This is a genomic window from Epilithonimonas tenax DSM 16811 (genome assembly GCF_000428485.1).
GTDB lineage: Bacteria > Bacteroidota > Bacteroidia > Flavobacteriales > Weeksellaceae > Epilithonimonas > Epilithonimonas tenax.
This window is the reverse complement of the sequence record NZ_AUAA01000009.1, coordinates 1-19827: the sequence shown is the minus strand read 5'-3', so window position 1 is coordinate 19827 and position 19827 is coordinate 1. Positions and strand designations below refer to the sequence as shown.

The 19827-nt window shown below is 39.2% G+C and carries 20 protein-coding genes and 1 tRNA gene; 7 read left to right on the top strand and 14 right to left on the bottom strand.

Annotation, left to right across the window (positions count from 1 at the left end):
* The first annotated feature begins 228 nt into the window (after positions 1 to 228).
* On the top strand, positions 229 to 777 hold the full coding sequence (locus tag F564_RS0106120) for a YqgE/AlgH family protein (RefSeq protein ID WP_028121845.1): 549 nt from the start codon (positions 229 to 231) through the stop codon (positions 775 to 777).
* A gap of 61 nt (positions 778 to 838) precedes the next feature.
* Here the strand turns inward: F564_RS0106120 and F564_RS0106115 are convergent, their stop codons facing one another.
* From F564_RS0106115 to F564_RS0106100, 4 genes are all read right to left on the bottom strand, one after another.
* Positions 839 to 1228 (bottom strand): DUF1398 domain-containing protein, encoded by a 390-nt coding sequence (locus F564_RS0106115; protein WP_028121844.1) that lies wholly within the window; start codon positions 1226 to 1228, stop codon positions 839 to 841.
* Positions 1229 to 1290: 62 nt separating this feature from the next.
* The gene (locus F564_RS0106110) at positions 1291 to 1785 is read right to left on the bottom strand and encodes a Smr/MutS family protein (RefSeq protein WP_028121843.1); all 495 of its coding nucleotides are present in this window, start codon (positions 1783 to 1785) and stop codon (positions 1291 to 1293) included.
* Between the two features lie 3 nt (positions 1786 to 1788).
* Entirely contained in the window at positions 1789 to 2283 is a 495-nt protein-coding gene (locus tag F564_RS0106105) for a metallophosphoesterase family protein (protein ID WP_028121842.1), read from the bottom strand.
* Between the two features lie 45 nt (positions 2284 to 2328).
* A complete protein-coding gene (locus F564_RS0106100; RefSeq protein ID WP_028121841.1) occupies positions 2329 to 2631 on the bottom strand; it encodes a hypothetical protein in 303 nt (100 codons plus the stop codon).
* A gap of 172 nt (positions 2632 to 2803) precedes the next feature.
* Here F564_RS0106100 and truA point away from each other — a divergent pair, with 172 nt between their 5' ends.
* From truA to F564_RS0106080, 3 genes are all read left to right on the top strand, one after another.
* Complete coding sequence (truA, locus tag F564_RS0106095; protein WP_028121840.1) at positions 2804 to 3532, top strand: tRNA pseudouridine(38-40) synthase TruA; 729 nt, start codon at positions 2804 to 2806, stop codon at positions 3530 to 3532.
* 442 nt (positions 3533 to 3974) lie between these two features.
* The gene (locus tag F564_RS0106085; RefSeq protein ID WP_028121839.1) at positions 3975 to 5723 is read left to right on the top strand and encodes an ABC transporter ATP-binding protein; all 1749 of its coding nucleotides are present in this window, start codon (positions 3975 to 3977) and stop codon (positions 5721 to 5723) included.
* Positions 5724 to 5794: 71 nt separating this feature from the next.
* Entirely contained in the window at positions 5795 to 6028 is a 234-nt protein-coding gene (locus tag F564_RS0106080; protein ID WP_028121838.1) for a hypothetical protein, read from the top strand.
* 312 nt (positions 6029 to 6340) lie between these two features.
* Here the strand turns inward: F564_RS0106080 and F564_RS0106070 are convergent, their stop codons facing one another.
* The 6 genes from F564_RS0106070 to F564_RS0106045 all read right to left on the bottom strand — a co-directional run bounded on the left by F564_RS0106070 (position 6341) and on the right by F564_RS0106045 (position 12826).
* Positions 6341 to 6586 (bottom strand): hypothetical protein, encoded by a 246-nt coding sequence (locus tag F564_RS0106070; RefSeq protein ID WP_028121837.1) that lies wholly within the window; start codon positions 6584 to 6586, stop codon positions 6341 to 6343.
* 34 nt (positions 6587 to 6620) lie between these two features.
* Positions 6621 to 7445, bottom strand: coding sequence for a flavin reductase family protein (locus F564_RS0106065; protein WP_028121836.1), 825 nt, complete (start codon positions 7443 to 7445; stop codon positions 6621 to 6623).
* A 100-nt stretch (positions 7446 to 7545) separates the two neighbouring features.
* Positions 7546 to 8802 (bottom strand): fumarylacetoacetase, encoded by a 1257-nt coding sequence (gene fahA / locus F564_RS0106060; protein ID WP_028121835.1) that lies wholly within the window; start codon positions 8800 to 8802, stop codon positions 7546 to 7548.
* Between the two features lie 227 nt (positions 8803 to 9029).
* A complete protein-coding gene (gene hppD / locus F564_RS0106055) occupies positions 9030 to 10160 on the bottom strand; it encodes a 4-hydroxyphenylpyruvate dioxygenase (RefSeq protein ID WP_028121834.1) in 1131 nt (376 codons plus the stop codon).
* Positions 10161 to 10259: 99 nt separating this feature from the next.
* The gene (locus tag F564_RS0106050; RefSeq protein ID WP_028121833.1) at positions 10260 to 11531 is read right to left on the bottom strand and encodes an acetyl-CoA hydrolase/transferase family protein; all 1272 of its coding nucleotides are present in this window, start codon (positions 11529 to 11531) and stop codon (positions 10260 to 10262) included.
* A gap of 143 nt (positions 11532 to 11674) precedes the next feature.
* A complete protein-coding gene (locus tag F564_RS0106045) occupies positions 11675 to 12826 on the bottom strand; it encodes a homogentisate 1,2-dioxygenase (RefSeq protein ID WP_028121832.1) in 1152 nt (383 codons plus the stop codon).
* Between the two features lie 308 nt (positions 12827 to 13134).
* On the opposite strand from F564_RS0106045, the gene F564_RS0106040 reads away from it, so the two are divergent.
* Together F564_RS0106040 and F564_RS0106035 are read left to right on the top strand one after the other, a co-directional pair.
* A complete protein-coding gene (locus tag F564_RS0106040; RefSeq protein ID WP_028121831.1) occupies positions 13135 to 15159 on the top strand; it encodes a TonB-dependent receptor plug domain-containing protein in 2025 nt (674 codons plus the stop codon).
* 32 nt (positions 15160 to 15191) lie between these two features.
* Positions 15192 to 15656, top strand: a complete 465-nt coding sequence (locus tag F564_RS0106035) for a thioredoxin family protein (RefSeq protein ID WP_028121830.1) — start codon at positions 15192 to 15194, stop codon at positions 15654 to 15656.
* 20 nt (positions 15657 to 15676) lie between these two features.
* Here the strand turns inward: F564_RS0106035 and F564_RS0106030 are convergent, their stop codons facing one another.
* From F564_RS0106030 to F564_RS0106015, 3 genes are all read right to left on the bottom strand, one after another.
* Entirely contained in the window at positions 15677 to 17014 is a 1338-nt protein-coding gene (locus tag F564_RS0106030) for a UDP-N-acetylmuramate--L-alanine ligase (RefSeq protein ID WP_028121829.1), read from the bottom strand.
* Between the two features lie 118 nt (positions 17015 to 17132).
* Positions 17133 to 17537, bottom strand: a complete 405-nt coding sequence (locus F564_RS0106025) for a hypothetical protein (RefSeq protein ID WP_028121828.1) — start codon at positions 17535 to 17537, stop codon at positions 17133 to 17135.
* A gap of 449 nt (positions 17538 to 17986) precedes the next feature.
* Positions 17987 to 18057, bottom strand: a tRNA-Cys gene (locus tag F564_RS0106015).
* A 321-nt stretch (positions 18058 to 18378) separates the two neighbouring features.
* On the opposite strand from F564_RS0106015, the gene ribB reads away from it, so the two are divergent.
* Entirely contained in the window at positions 18379 to 19500 is a 1122-nt protein-coding gene (gene ribB / locus F564_RS0106005; protein WP_028121826.1) for a 3,4-dihydroxy-2-butanone-4-phosphate synthase, read from the top strand.
* Between the two features lie 73 nt (positions 19501 to 19573).
* Here the strand turns inward: ribB and F564_RS0106000 are convergent.
* Positions 19574 to 19827 (bottom strand): transposase (locus F564_RS0106000; RefSeq protein ID WP_154656815.1); only part of this gene is annotated, 254 nt, incomplete at its 5' end.

Below are 19827 nucleotides of genomic sequence, written 5' to 3'. Positions count from 1 at the left end.
GTTGGATTGAAATACCAATCTTCAGCTTTGCGAAGCTGCAGCCCGGCTTGAACGTAAATCCTTTTTTGCGTGGTCAACACGTTCTGTGTGTCGATGAAAATGTCTGCAAAAAAGATTGGGAGTGGAAGACGGATCAAGCTGCCACAATCATCTTAACGCTAATCATTTTAACATAAAATTTTTCCGGAATTCTTTTCTGAAAAAAATATTTTTTTATAGATTTGATAGATGAATTACTCTTACAAAGGTAAAATTTTAATATCGACGCCGGATATTTCGGGTGATATATTTTCCCGTTCGGTCGTTCTGATCGTGGATCATAACGAAAGCGGTGCGTTTGGCCTGATCCTCAACAAGAAGAATCAGAATATGAGCTCCAAGCTTCTCAACATCCTGGGTTTTCCTGTAGAGCTGTATGAAGGCGGCCCGGTGCAAAATGACAAAATCTACTTTATCCTGAAAGGCGAAAAGATCACGGCAGATTACGTCGAGATCAATCAGGAATTCTATCTTACGGAGGATATTGATTCTGTGGTTTCTGCGATGATGAATGGGGAAATCAGTACGGCTGACATCAAGGTTTTTTCCGGCTACTCCGGTTGGGGATCTCTTCAGCTTGAGGGCGAATTGCAAAGAAAAATGTGGACCATCGTAGATGTTTATAATCTGGATTACACCTTGCCGAATGACCAGGGACTTTGGAAAAATATCATGCAGAATCTGGGTGGCGAGTTCCTACTGTGGGCCAATGCGCCGGAAGATGTCTCTTTGAATTAGCCCCATAGATGGTAGAGCGATAAAACAGTCGATTTTCGCCTGATAACATAAAATCCCGGATTTAATTCGGGATTTTTTCTTCAAAAACAGCTGTTCCAGCTGAATCGTAATAGGTGCAGGTTTTTGCATCCAGATCTACAAGCCATTTGAATATGCCGCTGTCTGCGCAATCCTTACAAAACTGGAAAAAGTCTGTATTGCCTTGCTGATGATTTCTCAGATCTTCCAAAAATTTTGTTGGATTTACAATGCCGTAGATTAGTATTGGCGCATACTGCTGAACACCAGAGACTTTGTAGTCATCATTTCCTTTATAAATTACTGATCCATCTTCTACGAAAGTTTCGAAAGTCTGAACACCCATTTCTTTGATCTTTTTCGCAAACAATGGGAAATTTTTGCCACTTTCTACTTTGGAATGAGCAGCTTCGATTTGTGCTAGTGTAAACATATATCTGAGTTTTTAGTAGTGATTTGCTTTTTACAGGGTTCAATATTCCTGCCAAACAAAATTTACAGAAATTTGACTTCTGCTTTGCCAGACTCGTGGTAGAAAAAACCGTGTTCATCATATTCTACATTGGATAAGCCTTCCAAAATATCATACACCATTTTCTGCAGGACACCATCGCCGATGCCGTGAATAATTTCCAGATTTTTGATGTGGTTTTTCCGGCAGAAATCTATGGTTTCCAGAAGCTTATCTTTCTGGATCATCAATCTTTCAAAAGCATCATAATCCGATGGGTTTTTCACTAATAACTGAAAATGAAGGTCTAATTTCAGTGGTGTTTTGTTGTGTTTTTTCGACACATTTTTGGAGCTTTCATTTTTCCGGATCACAGGTGTATTTTCATACAATCCAGAATCGAGGATCGTCAATTGACTTTTCGGTAAATCATAAGTAAAACCGTGCTCATCTTCAATTTTTACCTGATCAGCAATGATTTTCAAAATGGTTCCTTTCAAATCATCATCGATGACGGAAACTTTATCGCCTATTTTCATATTTTATTTCGTTCCTAATTCTATCACTTCCAGATCTTTGATTTCGTCTTTAAGGATGGTAAAGCGCATCATCGTCCTCACTTTGTGCCATCCCACTTTTCCGCAGGCACCCGGATTGAGATGCAATAAGTTATTTCGCTTATCGTACATCGCTTTCAGGATATGAGAATGTCCGGAAATGAATAATTTCGGTTTTTTCTCCGCAATTTCTGTCTTAGCCAAAGCGGAATACCGTTCCGGATAACCACCGATATGAATCATCAGAACATCCACATCTTCACATCTGAAACTCGACACCTCCGGAAAAATAGTTCTGATCTTGGCCTCATCTATATTCCCGTACACACCTCGCAAAGGTTTCACTTTTTCTAATTCCTCTATGACATTCATAGTCCCAAAATCACCGCAATGCCAAACCTCATCAGCATCTTTGGCGTAATCGAGAATCCGGTCATCCATGTAAGAATGTGTGTCTGAGAGAAGGAGAATACGTTTCATTTTTAAAATTAAATTAGAACCACAAAAATACGAACAGAAGGATGATTAAAGCTGGAAAGTAATGCCATATTTTAAAAAATACCAGATGGCTACAGCGAGCGAAATCCCCAGCAGGAGCAAAACCATCAAAATCCAAAATGCCACAGTCCGGACTCCTTTTTTGTATAGCGTCACAAAAGTAAGCTGCAAACCAATGAAAAGAATGAGCAATACCACAACATTCACCACGATCTGTGTTTCTGATAATCTCTGACTGAACAGAAAAACCGACACCAATACAAAGATGATGACCATCAATTTGATAAATTCTGCAGGATTTGAAAGTTTATTTTTTTGAAGTGGCTTCATATGCTGAGTAGATGTTAGAAATTAAACTTTCGAAATTAGATTAAAAAATCTGTGGTTTAAGGTTTAAAATTGATGATTAAAAAGTTTTATGTACGTAGATTTTCCGAACGACGAAATTACGAATTAAGATCTTCTTGATAATTAAAAAAAAATCAGGAAATTTACACCCAAGATGAGATATTTTATAGAGTTTGCTTACGAGGGTTCTTCTTTTTTTGGCTATCAGATCCAGCCCAACCAGATTTCTGTTCAGGAAGAATTGGAAAAAGCCCTGTCAACCATCCTCCGCGAACCTGTCAAAACAACGGGAGCAGGAAGAACAGACACGGGCGTGCACGCCAAAAAAATGTTTGCCCATTTTGAAACCGAACAAATGCTGGGAGAAAATCTGGTGTACAAACTCAATTCTTTTTTACCGGAAAGTATTTCTATCAATCGTATTTTTCAGGTTGCTGATGATATGCACGCGAGATTCAGCGCAACTTTCAGGACATATGAATATTACATTTCGCCACAGAAAGACCCATTCACGATCCATTCTTCCTGGCAAACCTGGCGTCAAAAACCACTGAACATGGAGGCCATGAATGAAGCCTGCAAAATCCTGTTCGAATACGATGACTTTACAAGCTTCGCCAAACTCCATACCGACAACAAAACCAACATCTGCAAGATCTACAAAGCAGAATGGGAACCGTCTGGCAATCAATTGAAATTCACTATTTCCGCTGACAGATTCCTGAGAAATATGGTACGAGCCATTGTGGGGACGATGGTAGAAATCGGAACCGGAAAACTGCAACCCAACGACCTTAGAAAAATCATCGAAGACAAATACCGGAATTCTGCCGGCGTTTCCGCACCAGCACAAGGCCTTTTTTTGGTAAATGTTGGCTATTGAGATCAATCGTAGTGGATCTTTTAAAAGTAAAAAATCCGTTTTTGGATACGTGGGCGTGACTATTTTTATGAATGGACTGTAAAGCATAAAATGATCTCGAACAGACTTTTTTTGCGTTTTTTTATCATTTCGATAATTCCACCTGTCATTTTCGTAGGTCGACCTTGCAATTTGATAGGTCCACCTAGCTTTTCAGTAAGTTCACCTACCATTTCTATAGGTCGCCATACCATTGTCATAGGTGCACCTACCTTTTGAGTAGGCTCGGCTACAGATTACATAGGTGTGCCTACCAAATATATAGGCACGCCTAAGCTTTTGATAGGTTAAGCTTGCTAAAACGATTGTAATATTTTCTGTCTTAATCAAAGTTTAAAATTTTAAAGTCTTATTTTTGCAAAGATTTTTTCGACACAGAAAAGTCTTTGGAATTAAAAGAAAAATGAAGCAACAAACGACCTGGGATATTATAAAAAGACTGTTTATGATCGGGATGAAATTCCGTTCGTGGTTTATCATCACGTTGATCATCTCCATCTTTTTGGCAATTGTCTCTACTTACCGACCGATTCTTACGAAAGATGTTGTGGATATCGACATCGTTAAGTTAAAGGACAAAGCACAGCTAATGAAGCATATTTATCTGCTGATTGGACTTGTTGTTGCGGAGACGATTTTAAATTTTTTCCTGGTCTATTTCTCGAATTTTATTTCTCAAAATGTGATTCGCGATATCAGAGAAAGACTGTATCACAAACTGATCTACTTCCGCACCGCTTTTTTTGACAAAACCCCAATTGGAAGTCTGGTTACAAGAGCAGTTGGCGATGTAGAAACGATTGCAACGGTTTACACAGACGGCTTCCTGATGGTTTTTGGTGATATCTTAAGAATCGTCATGGTACTATTTGCGATGTTTCAGGTGGACACACAACTCAGTCTTATTTCGTTGGCCATTTTACCATTGATGGTTGTGATTACCAGAGCTTTTCAAAAAAGGCTGAAAACGGCTTTCGGTATGGAGAGAAGCTGGACATCTACACAGAACAGCTTTGTGCAGGAACGTCTGGCTGGGATGCCTTTGATTCAGGTATTTAACAGACAGGAAGCTGAGTTTTCAAAATTTGACAAGATCAATATCGAACTGAAAAAAGCACTATTGAGAACGGTTTTCATCTTCTCCTTGTTCTTTCCCGTTGTCGAGTTGATCTCTTCGCTTTTCATTGGATTCATCTTGTTTTATGGCGGCTTCATCAAATCTACACCAGGAGTGATTATCGCTTTTATTCAATTTATTAATATGTTGATCCGCCCGTTGAGGCAGATTGCGGATAGATTTAATAATATCCAAAGGGGCATTGTTGGCGCAGAACGTGTTCTTGGCGTGATGGACGAAGATCAGGCGATGCCGAATAACGGCACCATTGCCAGAGATCATTTTGATGGCAAGATAGAATTCCAGAACGTACATTTTGCATATGATGACAAACAATTGGTTTTAAAAGGCATTGATTTCCAGGTCAATTCCGGAGAAACTGTCGCCATCGTTGGCGCAACCGGAGCGGGAAAATCCACGATTATTAGTTTGATTACCAGACTTTACGACATCAATTCCGGAAAAATAATGTTGGACGACGTGGATATCAGAGACTATGAATTGTACAATCTGAGAAGTCATATCGGTGTGGTTCTTCAGGACGTTTTCCTTTTCCACGGCAGTATTTTTGAAAACCTGACTTTGGGCGATGAAAGTATTACTTTGGAACAAGTCAAAAAAGCGGCAAAAGAAATAGAGGTGGATCAATTTATCGAGCAATTGCCTGGCGGTTACGATTATGTGGTGAGCGAAAGAGGTTCATCTATCTCACTTGGACAGAGACAATTGCTGTCATTTTTGAGAGCGTATCTTTCCGACCCGAAAATTCTGATTCTGGATGAAGCGACCTCATCCATCGACCAAGAAAGTGAGAAACTCATCCAGAGAGCGACGGAAAAAATCACCAAAAACAGAACTTCAATCCTCATTGCTCACCGACTTTCAACCATTGAAAAAGCGGACAAAATCATCGTGATGGATCACGGATTGATTGTGGAAGAAGGAACACATCAGGAATTGCTTACGAAGAATGGTTATTATGCTTTGCTTTACAAGGCGCAGGTGGTTTCTGAGGATGGAGATACGGTGATTTAATAATTTGAGATTTAATTCATTAAATATTTGATTCAAAATAATTTTGCAATTTTGAATCAAACCTTTTGAAAATGAATATCGAAACGAGAAAAATAGAATTTGTTCAGGCTTTTCCGAATCTTCAAAGTGAGGAGTTAATTTCTCAATTCGAAAAGCTTTTGAAAAAAACCAAGCAAACAGAGAAAAAGTTCAAACCATTTACGATTGAAGAGTTAAATTCCCGCATTAATGTATCTTTAGAATATTCTAAAAACGATGAAGTAACAGAATCAAATGAATTGCTTTCCGAAATCAAACAATGGTGATGAAAATTTTCTGGACAAAGTTTGCTAAAAGAGAAATAAGAAATATTTTCGACTATTACAAGTTAAAAGCAAGTCCTAACATTGCCAAAAAATTGATTACAGGAATGATAGAACAAACAAATTTTTAGATTTTGAGAATAAGATAAGACAAAAAGAGGAGTTACTTTCTGACCGTAAAGAAAACTTCAGGTATTTGGTTTACAAAAATTATAAAATCATTTATTGGTTTGATCAAGAAAAGAATCGCATTGAAATTATTGATATTTTCGACACCCGCCAAAATCCAACAAAAAGCGAACGGGAAAAATAGCATTAATCCTTCACAATCCTATTCCTAAAACTCAACATCCCAGAAACAAATATCAGGCAAATCACAATGATGATTTTTGAAACCAACAAATCTTGACAAAGATTTCTACCAGAAACTAATGAAATACAATCTTTCATATTTGCGGTTTCGTATTTCAAACTGACCTGAATGTTGACAACGGCAAAAACCGACATCACAATCACCAAAATCAGTAGGCTGATGATGGTTTGATAGACCGATTTTTTCATAGTTTAATGGATGGTTTTTAGTTTTTAATGGTTATCAGTCAGATTTTAAAACATGCCACGCATTTTCAATTTCATTGTTTTTTAAAAAGTTCTGAGCTAATAAATGTACATCTTTTTCCGAAGAAAAACGACCAATAGGTAAAATTTCCACATTCGCCAACATTCCCAAATCGTTGCCTGTGAAAATATGACTTTGCTTGATCTCATCTGGAAGTTGGTCGTACCCAATCCCTTTCGTAACCAGCGGTTTTGGAACTTCGAAGACATTGCTCTCATTGCTTCGGGAGTAGAGGTTACCACCTAATCTCGCTACAAGATCCAATTTTTTTTGATCCAGATTTCCCTGATCATCCAGATATTTTTCGTTGATGTGGATCTTTACAATTTCGGCAATCACGAGATTTCCCGCGCCTCCAAGTTCTCCTAAACTTTTAATTTCAAGAACTTTACATTCAAAATTCACGGGCGATTCTGCAATCAAAGGAGGTATTACAAGATCGGCTGGTTTCATCGTCAAACCCGACTTGATGAACTCGTTCACGCCATCTTCATATTCTGTACTCGCCAGAGAAATCTGCTGCACCATATCAAAATTCACGTTTCCAATGACCAATTCCGGTATTTCTTTCAGGTTTTCCAAAGTATGTTTTGTAGTATTGTCTCGCACCCGTCTGGAAGGCGAAATAATCACAACAGGCGGCACTGTACTGAACATATTGAAAAAACTAAAAGGTGACAGATTGATCTCTCCTTTGCTGTTGATGGTGCTTGCCAAAGCAATAGGCCGCGGTGCAATGGCTGTTTGCATTACTTGTTGAAGCTGAACTGCGGAAATATCGGCAGGGATGATTGTTTTCATTTCTTACTTAATTAAAATATTTTTAACCACCAGGGACACAATGGTTTTTCACAAAGACACAATGCTGAATGATTTGTGAACTTTGTGAAAATCTTTGTGTCTATTGTGGTAAAACCGCAGGCAAAATCTTCCCACTCACTTCTCCAAACCCAACTCGGATACCGTCTTTCTCAGACCATGCTTTCATCGTAACGGTGTCACCATCTTCTATGAATTTTCTTTCGATTCCGTTTTTTAATTTTAAGGGTTTTGTGCCTCTCCACGTCAGTTCCAGCATAGATCCGTAAGAATTTTCGTCTTCTCCGGAGATGGTTCCACTGGCATAAAGGTCTCCTACTTCCACATTACAGCCACCAACGGTGTGGTGCGCCAATTGCTGGAACATATTCCAATACATGAATTTGTAATTGCTTTTCGAGATGAGATGGTCTTCTGAGTTTTCTGGCTTCAGATAAACTTCAAGATTGATATCGTAGTTTTTGTCTCCTTGGAATTTCAGGTAATCCAAAACTTCTGGTTCCTGCTTTGGAGATTCAGTTTTGAATGGTTTCAAAGCTTCCAAAGTGACAATCCAAGGCGAAATAGACGAACCAAAGTTCTTTCCTAAAAACGGTCCCAGCGGCACATATTCCCAACTTTGAATATCTCTCGCAGACCAATCATTAAAAATCACCATTCCGAAAATCGAATCTTCTGCCTCTTCCACAGAGATCCTCTCGCCTAGATCCGTATTTTTGTTCACGACAAAAGCCATTTCCAATTCAAAATCGAGTTGTTTTGAAGCGCTGAAAATCGGTTGGTCAGAATCTATCGGTTTGATCTGTCCGCAAGGCCTGATGATGTCTATCCCTGATAAAACAATGGAAGATGCGCGACCGTGATAACCAACCGGCAGATGTTTCCAGTTGGGAAGCAGTGCATTGGCTGGGTCGCGGAACATCATCCCGACATTGGTGGCGTGCTGGATGCTGCTGTAAAAATCTGTATAATTGGGGATGTGCAAAGGCATCATCATTTGAACCTCATCCAAATCGAAAAAGCAATCCTCTATCGTTTTTTCATCTTTTGATAAGAGTGAACCTTCTAATAAAAGTTGTTGAATCTTCTCGCGAACGGCATTAGTCACAGGCTTTCCGAATTCTATGAATTCGTTGATGGTATAAGCTTCGAAGACATTTTCCTCCAAACCTTTGATCTCTTCAAAAAAACCAAGGTCATACAGGGTTGCCAGATCAATAATGATGTCACCCACTCTGGTGGCACAAGCGATGTATTCTTTATTAAAAACACATACACCGAAAGGGATATTATGAATAGAAAAGTCGGAATCTGAGGAATATTCTATGAATGATTTCATTTTTGTAGAAGTTTGAGTTTAGATATTAGAATAATGGATTAATCGTCATTATTAAACGGTGAATCCGCAGCCCGGCCTGAACGGAAATCCTTTTTTGCATGCTCTTGAAGTTCTGGTTAAACCGAAATCGCGAGCAAAAAAGATTGGGAGTGGAGGACGGATAAAGCTGCCATAAAAAATTAAAGCATTAAAAATAATGCTTTAATGGTATCAAGAATGATTTTGGTTTATAAGTTACCACGCTTCTCCTGCTCTTTTTCCAAAGCCTCGAAAAGCGCTTTAAAATTTCCTGCGCCGAAGCTCTGAGCGCCGTGTCTCTCTATGATCTCGTAGAACAAAGTAGGCCTGTCCTCTACTGGTTTTGTAAAGATCTGAAGCAGATACCCTTCCTCATCACAATCGACAAGAATTCCTAGATCCTGAAGTTTTTTAATATCTTCATCAATGTTCCCCACCCTTTCTGGGATCATATCGTAATAGGCTTCCGGTGGTGGCGAAAGGAATTCTACGCCTCTACTTTTCAGTTCTGTATCGGTTTTCACAATGTCTTTTGTGGCTACAGCAATGTGCTGAACACCTTCGCCTTCGTAAAAATCCAGATATTCTTCCACCTGAGATTTTCTTTGACCTTCTGCGGGCTCATTGATTGGGAATTTTGCAAATCCGTTACCGTTGGACATCACTTTACTCATCAACGCAGAATATTCTGTATTGATTTGTTTGTCATCAAAGGAAAGAATATTCACAAATCCCATCACTTTCTCGTACCATTCTACCGTTGGGATCATCCTGTCCCAGCCTACATTTCCTACGCAGTGATCCACGTACAAAAGTCCAACATCGGAAGGATTGTAGTCGCTTTCCCACGGTTCATAACCGGGCATAAATGCACCATTGTAGTTTTTACGTTCCACGAACATATGAACCGTTTCACCGTAAGTGTACACGCCGGACATTTTAACCTCGCCAAAATCGTCGGTCAAAGTTTGGGTTTCCAGATACGGTTTTCCGCCACGTTTTGTAGTTTCTTCAAAAGCTTTTTCGGCATCATCTACCCAAAGCGCAAGGATCTTGACACCGTCGCCGTGTTTTCTTTGATGTTCACAAATTGGAGAATCGGATTTAAGTCCTGAGGTCAGAACCAATCTGATCTTTCCTTGTTGAAGGACGTATGATGATCTGTCTCTGACACCAGTTTCCGGGCCTGCATAAGCTACGGACTGAAAACCGAAGGCTGTTTTGTAAAAATGTGCGGCTTGCTTGGCATTTCCCACATAAAATTCTAAATAATCTGTTCCGTTGATCGGGAGAAAATTCTCGGCTTGTGCGATCTTTTCGGCAAAAGTGAGTGTTGACATTTTACTTTTTACTTTTATATCTGTTGATGCCAAGATAAGAATTTTTCGGAAACTGACTAACGATTGTTAGTTTTAAAATTCGCCTTCCTAAAACACCAATTATCTGAACCTTTCAAAAGCGGCCTTATCCAGCATTTCTCTGTCATCTGGGTGAGAGATTTCTATGAGTGCGTGCGCTCTCTGACGCAGGTTTTTACCATAAAGATAAGCGGTTCCAAACTCTGTGACAACATAATGAATATGACCTCTTGTGGTGACCACACCAGCACCTTGTTTCAGAAAAGGAACAATCCTCGGCACACCTTTTTTTGTTCGGGAAGACAAAGCCATAATTGGTTTTCCGCCTTCGCTAAGTGCTGCTCCCCGCATGAAATCCATCTGTCCGCCAATGCCACTGAACTGATAGGTTCCGATAGAATCTGCACAAACCTGTCCTGTCAAATCAATTTCTATTGCAGAATTGATGGCGTGCATTTTCTTATTTTTCATAATATTGATCGGGAAATTGACGTGCTGTACATCCATAAAAGCCACCGCCGGATTATCATCTACAAAATCATAAAGTCGTCTGGTTCCAAAGCAAAAACTCGTGATTGTTCTGTTGGCGTGCGTTCCTTTGTATTTGTTATTAACGACATCATTTATCATCAGATCGATCACACCGTCGCTCAGCATTTCTGTATGAACGCCAAGATCTTTGTGGTTGTGAAGACATTGCAAAACAGCATCGGGAATAGTCCCGATTCCCATTTGGATCGTCGCTTTATCGTCAATCAATTCGGCCACGTTTCTACCGATCTTCATTTCCTCTTCGCCTACTTTTTCGCTGTAATTAATTGTGAGAAGTTCTTCCTCATTCCAGACCAATTTTTCGATTCTGTTGATGTGGATCATTCCATCGCCATGCGTTCTCGGCATTTTCGGGTTGACAATCGCAATGATCCTTTTCGCAGTATCAATTGCACTTCTGGCTACATCTACCGATGTACCAAGTGTACAATAACCGTGTGCATCCGGCGGCGAAACCGTAATCAAAGCTACATCAATGGGCAGAATTCCGTTTTTGAAAAGAATGGGAATCTCGCTCAGGAAAATGGGAACATAATCTCCGTTTTCAGAATTGACGGCTTCGCGAACAGGCGCTGATGTAAAGAGAGAATTGATGTAAAAACTGTCCTTATACTGAGGTTTTGCAATTTCTACATTTCCCTGTTGTGTGATAGACACCATTTCTACATCTTTCAAACGGGAAGATTGATTGGCTAACTCATTATATAAAAGATTGGGCGTACACGCACTTCCGTGTCCAAAAATCCTGTCGCCGCTTTTTATGATAGAAACTGCTTCCTCTGCGCTTACGAAATTGATCATTGCTTTTAATTTTTAACAAAGTTATCTGTTAAAGATACAGAAAAAAATGAGCGTTATCAGGTTGGTAAAAAGTCATATTTTACTGGGTTTAGAAAGATATTTTGACGGCTACTATCAGGAGTACTCATTTTATGATGATTTGTTTACTCCAACCAACTCGTCTTGTAGCTCGGATCTTCTACTTTTATCGCTTCTTCTGTCAGCTTGAAAGGCCTGAATGGATCAACCATGACAGCATATTCGTCCGTTGATTTTTTACCGATGCTTCGTTCCATCGCGCCGGGATGCGGACCGTGAACAACGCCGCCAGGATGAAGTGAAAAATCCATCAGATCCACGTGGTTTCTGCTCATAAAATCCCCTTCCGTATAAAACAAAACCTCGTCTGAATCTATGTTGGAATGGTTGTAAGGCGCAGGAATGGCTTGCGGATGATAATCGTACATCCTTGCCACGAAGGAGCAGACCACAAAATTATGCGCCTCAAAATTCTGATGAACCGGCGGCGGCTGATGGATTCTTCCCGTAATCGGTTCGAAGTTTTTGATATTGAATTTGTACGGATAAAAATAGCCGTCCCACCCTACGACATCAAATGGATGCGTAGCATAGATGAAATCTGTGATTTGGTTTTCTTTCTTTACCTTAATGAGGAAATCGCCTTTCTCATTTTTTGGTTCTACGAAAGTGGGTGGCACAATATCGCGCTCACAAAACGGCGAATGTTCCAGCAATTGTCCGAACTCATTGCGGTAACGTTTTGGCGTATAAATGGGAGAATGTGCTTCTATGAACAGAAAAACATTGTCTTCGGATTCCAGTTCCAGTTGGTAAATAGTACCTCTCGGAATGATGAGATAATCTCCTACAGAAAACACAATGTTTCCGAGCATTGTTTTCAGAATTCCTTTTCCGGCGTGGACAAAAAACAATTCGTCGCATTCTGCATTTTTATAGAAATATTCCGGGGACTTTCTAGGTTTCGCCAGACCCATTTTCAAATCATTGTTTAGCATCAGGACTTTTCGGCTTTCCAAAAAGTCATCTTCGGCAGTTACTTTTGCCCCTTTTATCATTCTAGGCGTCACGTTTTTCTCGACTGCAATTTTTGGTGTCACGTCTTTTTCATGGCCGATGGATCTGATCTGAGTCGGGCGATGCGTGTGGTACAACAATGATGCAATCCCGTGAAAACCTTCTGTACCAAAGAGTTGCTCGTAATAAAACTGGTCGTCTTCGGACTTGAAAATCGTGTGTCTTTTTGGTGGAATCTGACCTAACTGAACGTATCTCATTTTGTTGGATTTGGCTTTTCTCAAATGTAATATTTTTTTGAGAATTAGATTACAACTTATTTTTGAACGCGCAGAGTGTAAAGTTTTTTAAAATTATTGAACATATTATACGGTTCGCCAAGACGCTTTCTCTTAGATCAGATTTTTAGTTTCCTGTAAATGAGGCGAATTTGCCCAACATTCAGTTATCAATTGGCATCAATTAAAACAATCATTTTTGGTGGACTTTTCTGGACTTAAAAATTTAATTTTAAAATAAATTTTCTACTTCTAATAAAATTGTTAGTTTTGTCTAACAATTTTATTTTATGAAATTAACTTTTATATTATTCATCTTGTTTCCTATTTTTATCAACGCTCAAAGTGATTCTCTTATCGTTCCAAAATCTGATTCTACAAAGTCCGCCAGAAACATTGATGAAGTCACAATCACTCAGTTTTCTGTGAAAAAACTGAAAGGCGCCATCTCGACAGATGTTTATTCTCAACAATTCTTCCGCAAGCATCCAACGCCTCATATTTTCGAATCTATTGCGATGGTCAACGGTGTGAAACCTCAATTGAATTGTGCCGTTTGCAACACAGGCGACATCCACATCAACGGTTTGGAAGGCGCTTACACGACGATTTTGATTGACGGAATGCCCATCGTGAGTTCGCTTTCCACAGTTTACGGACTTAGTGGCATCCCAAACAGTTTGATTGACAGAATTGAAATCACCAAAGGTCCGGCTTCGGCTCTTTATGGCTCTGAAGCGATGGGCGGAATCATCAATATCATTACAAAAAATGCTTTACAAGCACCGGATTTTGCAACCGATGTGATGACGGGAAATCAAGGCGAAATCAATCTTGATGTTGCGAAAAAGGTTTTTGACAATCAGACTTTTTCGAGTTTATTGAGTCTCAATTATTTCTACTATGGAAACAGAATTGATCAAAACAAAGATCATTTCACAGACACGCCGCTGCAACACCGCCTCTCAGTTTTCAACAAATGGAATTTTAAAAGAAAAGAAAACAGATTGGCTAGTTTCGCTTTGAGATATTTTTACGAAGACCGCTTTGGTGGCGAAATGCAATGGCAGAAACAAAACAGAGGTTCGGATGATGTTTACGGTGAAAGTATTTACACCAACCGTTTTGAGCTTTTTGGGATCTATCAATTGCCAATGACAGAAAAATTCCTGCTTCAGTATTCTTACAATTACCACCATCAGGATTCCTTTTATGGGAACACTTCTTACTTAGCCACACAGAAAGTTTTGTTTCTGCAAATGAATTGGGAAAAGCAATCGGGGAAACATCTTTTGAAAAGTGGGACGACTGTGAAATCTACTTTTTACGATGACAACACACCTGGAACTGCTCATTCCTCACAAGAAAATGAACCGATGAAATCACCGGTTTTGGGATTATATATGGAAGACGAATGGGAAATTAATGATAAAAACACCTTGCTTTTTGGTTACCGATATGATTATCACAAAGTGCACAAATCTGTGCATTCGCCCAGAGTGGCGTGGAAAGTGCAACCCAATCCTTACAACACTTTGCGCTTGAGTTTCGGGACTGGTTTCCGGGTGGTGAATCTATTTACGGAGGACCACGCGGCGCTTACCGGTTCTCGGGAAGTGGTGATCAAAGAAGATCTGAAGCCCGAAAAATCATTAAATACGAATCTGAGTTACCTGATGAAAATCCCGGTGAAGAATTACTTTATCAATTTGGACATCAACGCGTTCCATTCTTATTTTAACAATAAGATCGTGGGCGATTTCGACACTGCGCCGGACAAAATCATGTATAATAATTTGCCTGGACATGCTATTTCCAGAGGTATTTCTGCAGACATCAGTACAATCTGGACCTTGCCGCTTCAGCTAATGTTTGGAATCACTTATATGGACGTCTACTCACAAAATGAAGTGGAGAAAAATCAGCAGTTACACGCCCCGAATTGGAGTGGTACTTACAGTTTGAGTTATCAGTTTACGAACAAATTTTCGGTGGATTTGACTGGACAATTCTGTGGACCAATGAGATTGCCCATAGTTCCCGATGATTTCCGGCCGGAATATTCGCCGTGGTTTACGTTGATGAACATACAGTTGACAAAGAAATTTGATAATGGATTTGAGATATATGGAGGCGTAAGAAATCTGTTAAACTTCAGACCGAAAACTCCAATTCTGCGTCCGTTTGACCCGTTTGACAACCAAGTGGACGATGCTGCGAGCAATCCTTATGGCTATACTTTTGATACGACTTATGGCTATGCGCCGATGCAGGGCGTACGGACTTTTTTGGGAATCCATTATCAGATAAGATAGATGTTAGAAATTAGATTTTAGAAGTTAGATTAATGAAAATATTAGCTTTCATATTCATCATGATTTTCGGGATTTTTAATTCGCAGAAAGTAAAGCATTATGGTTTTGAAAGTTTACCTGATAAATTGGACAAACCGATTTTGATTTATATGAAAACGGACTGGTGCTCGATTTGTAAAATCCAGATCTATCAGATTGAGAAAGATTTGGAGTTGAAAAACCTGATGGATGAGAAGGTTTATTTTATCACTTTTAATCCTGAAAAATCTAAGAAATCGATTAATCTTTTTGGTAAAAATTACGATTACATTTCGAACGGAAATTCTGGCATTCACGAATTGGCGGTTGAAATTTCGGCCCATCAAAAACCAGTTTATCCGAGTTGGATTTTGATTGATAAAGATGGGAAGGTTTTGTTTTATCAAGAAGGAATGGTGGCTCATCAACAGTTAAAATCAATCATAAAAAACCTTCTGAAAATTGATCCAGAAGGTTGATAAATTATAGGTTATAAGATTTATTTCGTCAAATCCAAGCTTCCAAAATTACCAGAACTCATCATCACAAAAGCACCTTTGGATTTGTCAAGCGTTTCCCAGTAAGCGTGAAGATCTTCGGCATTGGTAAAGACTTTGAGATTCTCATTCTTAAATTTTTCTTTGATCAAATCTGGCGAAATTGGATCCATCCGTTTGATTTTCAAAGCATCTTCTGAATAGAAAACAACGGCGTTATCCAAGCCATCCATGGCATGGTCGTACTGCTCAAGGAAAACCGGATTCAGACTTGAGTACGTGTGCAATTCTAAAAATCCAAATGTTTCGGTCTTAGAAAACTGCTCAGTAAACGCAGAAACGGTGGCCTTCACTTTGCTTGGTGCGTGCGCAAAATCTTTGTAAAGCAAACCGCCATCGGTACGTTCAACTTTCTCCAGACGTTTGGAAGCACCTTTGAAACTCATTATGGCTTCATAGAATTCCTCTTCCATAATCCCCAATTGAGAACAGATGAATCTTGCGCCTTCCATATTCAATAAATTATGTTTCCCGAAAACAGATAAAGGAATATCACCCATATCGGTTTTTAGGTTGACAATACCATTGACGATTTCGTATTCCGGCGTTTTATAAGGGATCTTTCTGAAAAAATTCTCAGAAGCTTCTACCACTTTTACCACTTCCGCATCTTCCTCATTATAAACCAAAACACCACCCGGCGTGATGCTCGCCACAAATTTTCTAAACTGATCGGTGTAGTCATCAAAAGTTTTGAACACATTGATATGATCCCAAGCAATACCAGAAACCAATGCGATATTGGGTTGATACAATAAAAATTTGGATCTTAGATCAAGTGGAGAAGACAGATATTCATCGCCTTCTAGGATCATAAAATCGTTATCCTGCGTGATCTTTACCATACAGTCAAAGCCTTCCAGCTGCGCGCCAACCATATAATCAATATCTTTCTGATGGAAATTGAGAACGTGAAGAATCATTGATGTAATCGTGGTTTTCCCGTGAGAACCACCAATGACCACTCGGGTTTTTTCTTTGGATTGCTCGTAAAGAAACTCGGGATAAGAATAGATCTTCAAGCCCAGTTGTTTTGCTTTCGCCAATTCTGGATTGTCTGTGTGGGCGTGCATTCCCAGGATGACAGCATCGATGTCAGACGTTAGTTTCTCCGGAAACCAGCCCAATTCATCGGGAAGAATTCCTTTTTTTTCCAAACGGGATCTTGAAGGTTCGAAAATAGCATCGTCTGAACCTGTCACCTGATAGCCTTTATCTTTGAGCGCAATGGCAAGATTGTGCATTGCAGAACCGCCAATAGCAATGAAATGGGTTTTCAATTCTAAATAATTTTACACAAAAGTAAGGAAAGAGGTGAGATATTAGAAGTTAGAAGTGATATTTTTATCATTATGGGCTTAAAAAAACCTGATCGTTTTACAAATCAGGTTTCTATTTTTAAGCGACGATCTCTTTTCTTTTAAGAGATTGTTCGACTTTCAGTTCCTCGCCCGTGAGCGTGAAGTAGATGTTCTGTAATTGGTGAAGATGGGTACATTTGATATAATTTCCGAAGAACAAAAACCCTTCCAGAATCTTGTTGGAGCTAAGGTCAAAATCATACCTGCAAAAATTAGGAAGGTCAAATCTCACCCTTGTAGACGAACGGTAAACTTCCTTGAATCCCAATCGGGAAAACCATTCTGCTGTTAACGCAATAGGTTTCAGCTTTCTCTGATCTACTGTGGTAAACGAATCGATTTTTACAAAAAGATCATTGTTTTTGTTTTCCATCCCGATTACTGGTACGATCTCATCTTCATAGATGACCAAATTATTGAGTCTTAGTTCTGTGGCTTCCATATTTGAAAAATATTTGTGGTTATATGTAGGTTATTGCTACTTAACAAAATCGCTGCCAAAAAAGCTAAACACTTCTTCTTTGTTCCCAAAAGAGCAAACTTTAACAATTGAACAGCATAAACAATATGATGATACGCAAAAAATACTCTATTGCAAAAACTTCACATTCCCTGATGAAGTTGTCGCCTTTGTATATCCTAAAAAAACGTTTGGCTCGTAAAATTTTTGTTTGAGATGACATTAGATATACCAGACAACGATGACCGATTGAATGGTGAATTTATGATGAGAACCTGAACGACCTAAAATCCACAGCCAAGGAATAGAGATTATAGATTGCCACACTTAAAAAAAAATATTTTTTTACAAAATAATGGGACTTTGGTTGAAATTACCACAAACAAAAAACCCTAAAACATTGTCAATAAATGAATTAGGGTTTACCAGTGAGGTGCCTAGCGGATTCGAACCGCTGTAGATGGTGTTGCAGACCACTGCCTAGCCGCTCGGCCAAAGCACCGTTTTCTTGGATTGCAAATTTAGTGTTTTTTTTCAAATTTCAAATTTTATAAGCTTTTAATTTCAAAAAAAATTTTCAGCAATGGTAAAAGCCTGATTTGGCGACCTCATTTTCTCATAGCCCTGATGGCAACGGCTATCCTTTTTGTTTTTTACCGGACAATTTGTGTTGGAAGAACAAGCCTCCTGAAAAACAAAAAGATAATAGTGGACAGCAGGTTCCCGGCTCCTGACAATAGTCACGTTTTGCATCTTATTAATCGACTTTTACAATCCTTATTTAGGTTCTAAATAAGTATCTTTGCAAAAAAAATTCAGAACAATGGATAAGATCCAACTTAATACCATAGCGGAAGCATTAGAAGACCTCAAAAACGGTAAAATGATCATCGTTGTAGATGATGAAGACCGCGAGAACGAAGGCGACCTTCTTGCCGCTGCAGAGCTTACTACGACGGAGATCATCAACTTTATGACGATCCATGCCCGCGGTCTGATTTGTATGCCGATTACAGAGAAAAGGTGCGACGAGCTGGAACTTAATTCGATGGTAGCCAACTCTACAGACCCTAAAGAAACAGCATTCACAGTGTCTGTTGACTTATTAGGCAAAGGTGCGACAACAGGAATATCTGCCGGCGACCGCGCTAAAACGATCCTTGCTATTATGGACCCGGAAACTAAACCCGGCGATCTCATGAGACCGGGGCACATCTTCCCACTACGTGCCAAAGAAGGCGGCGTTCTGAAAAGAGCCGGACATACGGAAGCAGCGATCGATCTTACCCGATTGGCTGGTCTGAAAGAAGGCGGCGTCATCTGCGAAATCATGAAAGATGACGGCGATATGGCTAGAATGCCGGACCTTTTGGAGTTCGGGAAGAAACATGACCTGAAAGTGGTTTCTATAGAAGACCTCATCCATTACAGACTGAGACAGGGTGATCTTGTAGAAAGAATCGAAGAGCGTGATATCAAAACCCATTTTGGAGATTTCAAATTTTATGTTTTCGAGGAAAAACCGACGGAGCAAATTCATTTTGCCTTGACAACGGGAACTTGGACGCCAGACGAACCTGTGCTTGTAAGAGTGCAGTCTTCTAGTTCGTATTTCGATGTTTTGAGCAGATTATCAAACGGCGAACATCCATTGATGCAGCGTGTTGTAGACCTTATCAATTCTGAAGGCAAAGGTGCCGTTGTTTTCATTAATAATGTTTCCAACAAAGAAAATACCTTAAGAAAACTTCAGCATTTCCTAAATTATCAGGACGGAACAAGCGAACTTCCCACAATTGCGCCTAATTTCCGCGATTACGGAATCGGAACTCAAATTTTGAAAGATTTGGGAATCAACAAATTCAAAGTAATCACGCAGAATCCAAGCATCAAACCAGTGATCTCAGGTTATGATGTAGAAGTGACAGAAATGGTGGCTTTATAAATGGACTAAGAAATCATAGACCGATAGGTGATGGACTGATTACCATTTATCTAAATTAACTCGTAGTGCATTATCAAACTAATGCAATTTTAATATTATTCATTTTTCTATTAAATACAAAAACATTTACAAATTGAATGAAAGTTAATGCTGTTATTTTGCTCAATATCCTTGTTTTAAAACCTTCAAATGATTTTGCGTAGTTGTTTCTGATTTTAAATTGGTCACAAAGCTGAGAGAATAATGTCTCTATTCTTTTTCTCGATTTTCTGAAAATATATTTTTGTTTTTGATAATTTTTTTGGTTGTTTCTCATGGGTGTATCCA

What these genes read in the sequence shown, in the direction of transcription:
- F564_RS0106100 (WP_028121841.1), bottom strand. Translation starts at nt 2,631, where the DNA reads ATGAAGCCACTTCAAAAAAATAAACTTTCAAATCCTGCAGAATTTATC.
- truA (WP_028121840.1), top strand. Translation starts at nt 2,804, where the DNA reads ATGAGATATTTTATAGAGTTTGCTTACGAGGGTTCTTCTTTTTTTGGC.
- F564_RS0106050 (WP_028121833.1), bottom strand. Translation starts at nt 11,531, where the DNA reads ATGATCAATTTCGTAAGCGCAGAGGAAGCAGTTTCTATCATAAAAAGC.
- F564_RS0106080 (WP_028121838.1), top strand. Translation starts at nt 5,795, where the DNA reads ATGAATATCGAAACGAGAAAAATAGAATTTGTTCAGGCTTTTCCGAAT.
- F564_RS0106105 (WP_028121842.1), bottom strand. Translation starts at nt 2,283, where the DNA reads ATGAAACGTATTCTCCTTCTCTCAGACACACATTCTTACATGGATGAC.
- F564_RS0106065 (WP_028121836.1), bottom strand. Translation starts at nt 7,445, where the DNA reads ATGAAAACAATCATCCCTGCCGATATTTCCGCAGTTCAGCTTCAACAA.
- ribB (WP_028121826.1), top strand. Translation starts at nt 18,379, where the DNA reads ATGGATAAGATCCAACTTAATACCATAGCGGAAGCATTAGAAGACCTC.
- F564_RS0106035 (WP_028121830.1), top strand. Translation starts at nt 15,192, where the DNA reads ATGAAAATATTAGCTTTCATATTCATCATGATTTTCGGGATTTTTAAT.
- F564_RS0106120 (WP_028121845.1), top strand. Translation starts at nt 229, where the DNA reads ATGAATTACTCTTACAAAGGTAAAATTTTAATATCGACGCCGGATATT.
- F564_RS0106025 (WP_028121828.1), bottom strand. Translation starts at nt 17,537, where the DNA reads ATGGAAGCCACAGAACTAAGACTCAATAATTTGGTCATCTATGAAGAT.
- F564_RS0106115 (WP_028121844.1), bottom strand. Translation starts at nt 1,228, where the DNA reads ATGTTTACACTAGCACAAATCGAAGCTGCTCATTCCAAAGTAGAAAGT.
- F564_RS0106085 (WP_028121839.1), top strand. Translation starts at nt 3,975, where the DNA reads ATGAAGCAACAAACGACCTGGGATATTATAAAAAGACTGTTTATGATC.
- F564_RS0106045 (WP_028121832.1), bottom strand. Translation starts at nt 12,826, where the DNA reads ATGAGATACGTTCAGTTAGGTCAGATTCCACCAAAAAGACACACGATT.
- F564_RS0106040 (WP_028121831.1), top strand. Translation starts at nt 13,135, where the DNA reads ATGAAATTAACTTTTATATTATTCATCTTGTTTCCTATTTTTATCAAC.
- F564_RS0106110 (WP_028121843.1), bottom strand. Translation starts at nt 1,785, where the DNA reads ATGAAAATAGGCGATAAAGTTTCCGTCATCGATGATGATTTGAAAGGA.
- hppD (WP_028121834.1), bottom strand. Translation starts at nt 10,160, where the DNA reads ATGTCAACACTCACTTTTGCCGAAAAGATCGCACAAGCCGAGAATTTT.
- fahA (WP_028121835.1), bottom strand. Translation starts at nt 8,802, where the DNA reads ATGAAATCATTCATAGAATATTCCTCAGATTCCGACTTTTCTATTCAT.
- F564_RS0106070 (WP_028121837.1), bottom strand. Translation starts at nt 6,586, where the DNA reads ATGAAAAAATCGGTCTATCAAACCATCATCAGCCTACTGATTTTGGTG.